Below are 5858 nucleotides of genomic sequence, written 5' to 3'. Positions count from 1 at the left end.
GTTTGCTGAATAAATCTAAAAACCTTGTTGGGTAAGACTTTTAGACTTTTTTCCCCTCAAAAAGTGCCAGCACTTGGAGTGATCGGGGGGAAAATCCCTGGACTTTTTCCCTGAAAATTAGGTAGTTGACCACCTGAAAATCGGTAAAACCCCACACCCTGCCCCCACGAAAAACTTTTTGCCGCAAACCCTATTTACTTTTCCTAATCTCCACAATTACAATGCTTTTTCATGTCTCATTTGAAAACGCTATAGCCACTGGTTATCCTTCCCTTCTCAACAAAAAAGCACCCCCTCGTGGGAGTGCCTTTTCATTCAGACTAGGAATTAACCATTAATAGCAGGAGCAGTCAGAGCCACAGGAGCCTGTTCGCCACTAGCCAAGTCTAAGGGGAAGTTGTGAGCATTGCGCTCGTGCATTACTTCCATACCGAACAATCCTGTGCGGCATGGGTGATGTTTAAATGGGATTATGACTGATTTGAACAGCTTCCATCATTCCCTTATCTTCAGGATCCAAATTTTCATCTTTAGGTTCCGAATTTTGATCTTTTTGAGGATCCACAATTTGAACAACTTCCATCATTCCCTGATCTTCATGATCCAAAATATGACAGTGCAGAACAAATTTCCCAGTAAAACGAGTATAGCGACTGTAGACAGTTTGCGGTTCGTCTTTCTCAATTAATAATGTATCTCGCCAAATTCGCTCTTTGTTTCCATTGGGAGCTTTGCGATCAACCTGAAAAGGATTCACATGAATATGAAAAGGATGAGTAGGACCAAGTGAATCAGAAGCAGTCTTTAGCTCCCATGATTCCACCTTACCCAAGGTAAGATTTCTGACATTTTTAGGATCAAAAGGAGCGTCATCAACCATATATAGGTTCTTCTTTTCGTCGTTTTTGTCCTTAATAATACTGAAGATAACCTCCTGACGTCCACCGGTTATTTCATTAGGTTGAATATCCTTAGGGGCATTTTTAGCTTTAAATGTAGCTAATTGATCATCACTGGGTAACTTCATATCCATAGGTTCACCCTTAACAATTACTTTAGCAAGGATACTGCCCGTTTCAGCTACTCCTAATAAAGACTTTTTGGATGTTGTAGCTTTATCAGACAACAAATACGTCTCTTCTGTTTGATTCTTTGGAAGCATTTCAGCTTTAATCAGAACATCACTACGATAACCTGGTTCAAGCTCAACTGGGCTATCTTTCCATGAATCTAACTTACCTAAAGCAATACCATCAACAGCAATTTCATGGAGGGGGATTTGAACCCGATCATTCCGTAATTCTAGTTGAATACTTTCCCGAATTCCTGCATGGATAAAACGCCAACGTTGCACTTCTCCGGGTCGCATTTTAATCTTCGGTACAATTTGGCCATTAATGGTAACATGTCGTTTTGAGTGCCCCCAACCTGTAGGAACGAATAGTTTATAGTCTTCAATTTCCCCTTTTTGGTCATAGACAATTTGCTGCACAACAAAAATTTTCTCCTCTGCAGCCTTAATTTCTGGAATTTTATCTTCTTCTTTATCTTCCACAATTAAGGCCCCAGCCATGCCACTAGAAACCTGTAATGCAGTTGAACCATGAAGATGAGCATGATACCAGTAAGTTCCTGTTGGATGATCGTCCGGAACTTTAACTTCAATCGTATATTCTTTTGCTGGCTCTCCCGCTTTTGCTCTTGGTTTCATCACCCTTAAGACGTTATCACTACAGCCACTAGGGCTAACATGAAGGCCATGGGTATGAAAATTAGTAACATTAAAATTATGAGGTTCGTTATTAGTTTCAGTCTCCATCTCATAAGAACAACCCCCATCGGTTTGTTGATTCGTCTGGTGATTGTCAGGATGATCTTGAGGCGGCAAATCATTAATCAAATTTATGTGAATTGTATCTCCCGGTTTAACCCTTAATGTAGGACCGACTAACTTACCATTATAAGAGCGCAAATGCACTGGACAACCAGCGATATTATTATCCCCATATTTAACCGTTAAGGTGGTTGTTAATACACCATTGTTAGAAGTAATTTCCTCTGGATTTTTGAAATCCTCTTCAGCATACTTTTCGTATGAAGGAACTGCACTGTTAATCGCATCATAAGGACAGGGATTTTCTATCGAATCGGTTGCATCGGCTGCATAGGCATAATTCGCAGGATACAACAACAACAAAAATGACAACAAAATAGCAAACAAACTCTTCATTTTTTTCTCACTACCTATTGGTTACACAAACAAAAACAACAGCAAAACCCTCAAGAATTTGTCTTATAAATAAACCAAATCTGGAGTATCTAAATTGAGAGGAGTACCCGGTGCAATTCCGGGATCAGTATTTTGGCTAGGATGGGGATACTGAGCATTATGGGACTCGGTAGCCGCCCTGGCCTCTGGTGTGCCGACTAAACCCGATAAGGGATAACGCACGGTTTCATAGCCTTTGGGTTTTTCATAAGCTCTATCGTCACTGGGGATAGAATCCGACAAGCCTTCTGGTAATATGAATGATTTCAACGGATTATCGATTATTTCTCCGTCAAGTTCAAATTGGGCTTGAGTCAAAATCGCAGGAATCCCATGTTTGATGCTGTATTCATCGGTTTCGTCCCAATAGGGCATTGTCACATCAGGTACGATACTTTGTAGGGCTTCCTCTAATTTGAGTACATATACCCTGTGCCATGTGGGGAACAACACATTACCAGGATTACAATATCCCCCCCAATAGACATATTGATCCACTTGGGAAAGCTCGTCAACCTGTTTTCGATATTGAAAAGGTTCTCCGTGATCACCCCCAATCACGAAAAATGAACGCTTATCTGTGATGGGAAGTTCCTGAATCCCTTTCCATGCCCGAATTAGGTCTTCAAGCGGTTTTTTATTACCGCAATCATATTGGTCGTGTAAATAACCAATAGAATAGCGTATTTTTAGGGGTGGAGATCCAGTCATATTTGACTCCTAATACTCAATGGGATTTGTCGAAAAAGACCGATAATTCTACTTTTCAAGTGATCTACGCAGTAAATTATTGCTGGTACTGGATAAGTAGTGAAAACAAGAAATCGAATTTAGTAATTTAAGCCGATGATAGTTGTTCCCAACATCTCACACAACCAAAGTTTACCAACTTAAGGAAAAAGTCGATAAAATTCTCCCAACCCTTACCCCGCCTAACTTACAGCCCCTCCAGCCTCTCGCAAAAATCCTTAACTTGGGAAAAATCCCCAACTTTACCAACTTAAGCCCAAGCTTTGTCAAAATATCCTGACAATCTGCCCACACTCCGACCCCCAAATTTTTGCTTCATACCCAAGACCACAAAAACCGAGATGGGAGTGTTCCACTTTTGTCATCTGGACAGGCTAGAGAGCTTCCCCCACAGTAAAAATGAGTAGAGCATCTCGCCTGAGCAAACTTGGGATGATCCCACAGCGACAAACCTATAATGAAAAAAAGCCAAGCCTTAACAGCCCTGAAATTAACCTTAAAACCCGAACACCAAAAGCTGATCGAAGCCAAACTAGATACAGGGTGTTATGCCAATCCAGACGAAGTTATTGCCGAAGCCCTACAATTACTCAGTAAACGCGAAGAAGAAGGCATGATATATGTTGAACTCAGTGATGGACGTATTATCGGTTTTCCTAGCGAGCGCTTGTAGGGGTGTGGAAAGGCGATCGCTTGTTGGATAACGTGGAAAATAAAATAATGATAGAATGCACAAAGTGTAGATTTCAATGTGAAAGCGATTTATACAGAAAGCTTAAGTAGCTGGTTATAATTAAATTAAAAATGGATTTTAGGTTCGATCCCCCCCTGCCCCCCTTGATCAGGGGGGTGCCGATAGGCGGGTGTATCCCCCCTTAATCCCCCCTTAATAAGGGGGGCATCTGACAACTTTTAACGCCTACCTACTTAGGAGTTAATTTATGCGAACAATTACCTTGCAAATTGACGATAGCATTAGTGAAAAATTTCTATGGTTACTTGATCGCTTCTCTAGAGACGAAATTAAAATTCTGGAACAATCAGATTATGTCAGTGATGACGAATATCTAAGGGGAATCGAAGGAATGATTCAAACTATTCAGGCAGCCCGTGATGAATCTATTGAACAGAGCTTAAGCTTAGATCAGTTAGATTGGTAATGTATAAAATAATCTTTATGACCCAATCTCAAAAAGATGCAAAAAAGATTGCTTCTAGTGGACTGAAACCCAAGGTTCTTGAACTTATCAAAATAATTGAAGAAGACCCGTTTCAATACCCACCAGATTATGAGTTATTAAAAGGGGACATGAAAGGGTTAATTAGTCGTCGTATCAATAAACAGCATCGGCTAGTTTATGAAGTCTTTGAATCGGAGAAATTGCTCAAAATTTATCGAATGTGGAGTCATTATGACTAGATCATTTTGATGCTGGAGAGCGATCGCTTTTTAGGAGATAGAACGGAGTAATGGCGTTTTGGTAAATATGGGAAGTGCGCTCTTTTTTTGGGAGATGTGGGAGTGGGATTATTTAGCTCCACAGCATTGGGCATCGTTGGGAAATTTATCAAGCATAACGGCGATCGCCCCATTCAATCGCTAAATAACGATAGACTCCCATAGGTTAAGGACATAATAACTGTTCAAGGAGAATCATCGGTGATCTCACCTAGTTAAAATCCTGACTCCTAGCGCAAACTTTAAATCTTGTAAAAAAAGTAATTTTTTGTATCCCCATTGATTACCATAATAGAAAATTCTGCTGACCTCTATGTTGATGGGGCAACTTATGGAACAGTCAAACGGTAAATCCTCTCGCCAACGTGGCGTCATATTAACCTCCATCGGCTACCAAAAACTGCACCGTGCTAAAGTGAATTGGGAAATAAAACAAAACACTCGCTGCACCTTAGACATTCTTAGCCAACAAACTGGACTGACCGCCAATACTCTCAGTAAAATTTTTAGTCGCTCTGTCGCCGTTGATAAACGTAGTCTGTACGTCTGCTTTTCTGCCTTTAATCTCGATTTAGACGGTAAAGATTATTTATCCAGTTTTACCCTTGCCTACAAAGACCGCCAATTTTCACATTGGGGGATAAATATGAACTGTTAAAAGATCAATGATTGCGGCGTATAACAGAACTGTCTTTTATTCTCTCATAGCCACTGGTTATCCTTCCCTTCTCAACAAAAAAGCACCCCCTCGCGGGAGTGCCTTTTCGTTCAGACTAGGAATTAACCATTGATAGCGGGAGCGGTCAGAGCTACAGGAGCCTGTTCACCACTAGCTAAGTCTAAGGGGAAGTTGTGAGCATTGCGCTCGTGCATTACTTCCATACCGATACCAGCGCGGTTTAATACATCGGCCCAGGTACCGATTACACGACCTTGAGAATCGAGAATCGACTGGTTGAAGTTGAAACCGTTGAGGTTGAACGCCATGGTGCTAACACCCATTGCCGTAAACCAGATACCGATTACCGGCCAAGCACCTAAGAAGAAGTGCAGAGAGCGGCTGTTGTTGAAAGAAGCGTATTGGAAGATTAAACGTCCGAAGTAACCGTGAGCGGCAACGATATTGTAGGTTTCTTCCTCTTGACCGAATTTGTAACCGTAGTTCTGAGATTCGATTTCAGTGGTTTCACGCACTAAGGAAGAAGTTACTAGAGAACCGTGCATCGCGGAGAACAAGGAACCGCCGAACACACCGGCAACACCTAACATATGGAAGGGGTGCATCAGAATGTTATGTTCTGCTTGGAACACGAACATAAAGTTGAAGGTTCCAGAGATTCCTAAAGGCATACCATCAGAGAAAGAACCTTGTCCGATGGG

The 5858-nt window shown here is 41.4% G+C and carries 7 protein-coding genes and 1 pseudogene; 4 read left to right on the top strand and 4 right to left on the bottom strand.

All coding sequences use genetic code 11. The features are described 5' to 3' along the window. Positions 1-327: 327 nt before the first annotated feature. The 3 genes and pseudogenes from IM475_RS01745 to IM475_RS01735 all read right to left on the bottom strand — a co-directional run. Positions 328-432, bottom strand: a pseudogene (locus IM475_RS01745) (photosystem Q(B) 2 domain protein); the annotation flags it as partial. A gap of 28 nt (positions 433-460) precedes the next feature. Continuing rightward, positions 461-2230 carry a multicopper oxidase family protein gene (locus tag IM475_RS01740; protein WP_287726488.1) on the bottom strand — a complete coding sequence of 590 codons (1770 nt, stop codon included), beginning with the start codon at positions 2228-2230 and terminating at the stop codon, positions 461-463. A gap of 63 nt (positions 2231-2293) precedes the next feature. After that, positions 2294-2980 (bottom strand): tyrosinase family protein, encoded by a 687-nt coding sequence (locus IM475_RS01735; protein WP_287726487.1) that lies wholly within the window; start codon positions 2978-2980, stop codon positions 2294-2296. 496 nt (positions 2981-3476) lie between these two features. Between IM475_RS01735 and IM475_RS01730 the strand changes: the two genes are divergently transcribed. The 4 genes from IM475_RS01730 to IM475_RS01715 all read left to right on the top strand — a co-directional run bounded on the left by IM475_RS01730 (position 3477) and on the right by IM475_RS01715 (position 5136). Continuing rightward, positions 3477-3692, top strand: a complete 216-nt coding sequence (locus IM475_RS01730) for a ribbon-helix-helix domain-containing protein (protein ID WP_287660670.1) — start codon at positions 3477-3479, stop codon at positions 3690-3692. Between the two features lie 268 nt (positions 3693-3960). Further along, positions 3961-4179 carry a hypothetical protein gene (locus IM475_RS01725; protein WP_287660671.1) on the top strand — a complete coding sequence of 73 codons (219 nt, stop codon included), beginning with the start codon at positions 3961-3963 and terminating at the stop codon, positions 4177-4179. Positions 4180-4196: 17 nt separating this feature from the next. Further along, positions 4197-4439: a Txe/YoeB family addiction module toxin gene (locus IM475_RS01720; protein ID WP_287660672.1), complete on the top strand. Its 243-nt coding sequence runs from the start codon at positions 4197-4199 to the stop codon at positions 4437-4439. A gap of 352 nt (positions 4440-4791) precedes the next feature. Further along, positions 4792-5136: a hypothetical protein gene (locus tag IM475_RS01715; RefSeq protein ID WP_287726486.1), complete on the top strand. Its 345-nt coding sequence runs from the start codon at positions 4792-4794 to the stop codon at positions 5134-5136. Positions 5137-5258: 122 nt separating this feature from the next. On the opposite strand, the gene IM475_RS01710 is transcribed toward IM475_RS01715, so the two are convergent. Beyond that, a partial coding sequence (locus IM475_RS01710; protein WP_502865404.1) for a photosynthetic reaction center family protein occupies positions 5259-5858 on the bottom strand: 600 nt, incomplete at its 5' end.

The organism is Microcystis sp. M061S2 (genome assembly GCF_020245605.1).
Lineage (GTDB): Bacteria > Cyanobacteriota > Cyanobacteriia > Cyanobacteriales > Microcystaceae > Microcystis.
This window is presented reverse-complemented; position numbering and strand designations above follow the sequence as displayed.

Excerpts from the sequence above, each read along its gene's own strand:
- IM475_RS01740 (WP_287726488.1), bottom strand. The coding sequence starts at position 2,230 with ATGAAGAGTTTGTTTGCTATTTTGTTGTCATTTTTGTTGTTGTTGTAT.
- IM475_RS01725 (WP_287660671.1), top strand. The coding sequence starts at position 3,961 with ATGCGAACAATTACCTTGCAAATTGACGATAGCATTAGTGAAAAATTT.
- IM475_RS01720 (WP_287660672.1), top strand. The coding sequence starts at position 4,197 with ATGACCCAATCTCAAAAAGATGCAAAAAAGATTGCTTCTAGTGGACTG.
- IM475_RS01715 (WP_287726486.1), top strand. The coding sequence starts at position 4,792 with ATGTTGATGGGGCAACTTATGGAACAGTCAAACGGTAAATCCTCTCGC.
- IM475_RS01735 (WP_287726487.1), bottom strand. The coding sequence starts at position 2,980 with ATGACTGGATCTCCACCCCTAAAAATACGCTATTCTATTGGTTATTTA.
- IM475_RS01730 (WP_287660670.1), top strand. The coding sequence starts at position 3,477 with ATGAAAAAAAGCCAAGCCTTAACAGCCCTGAAATTAACCTTAAAACCC.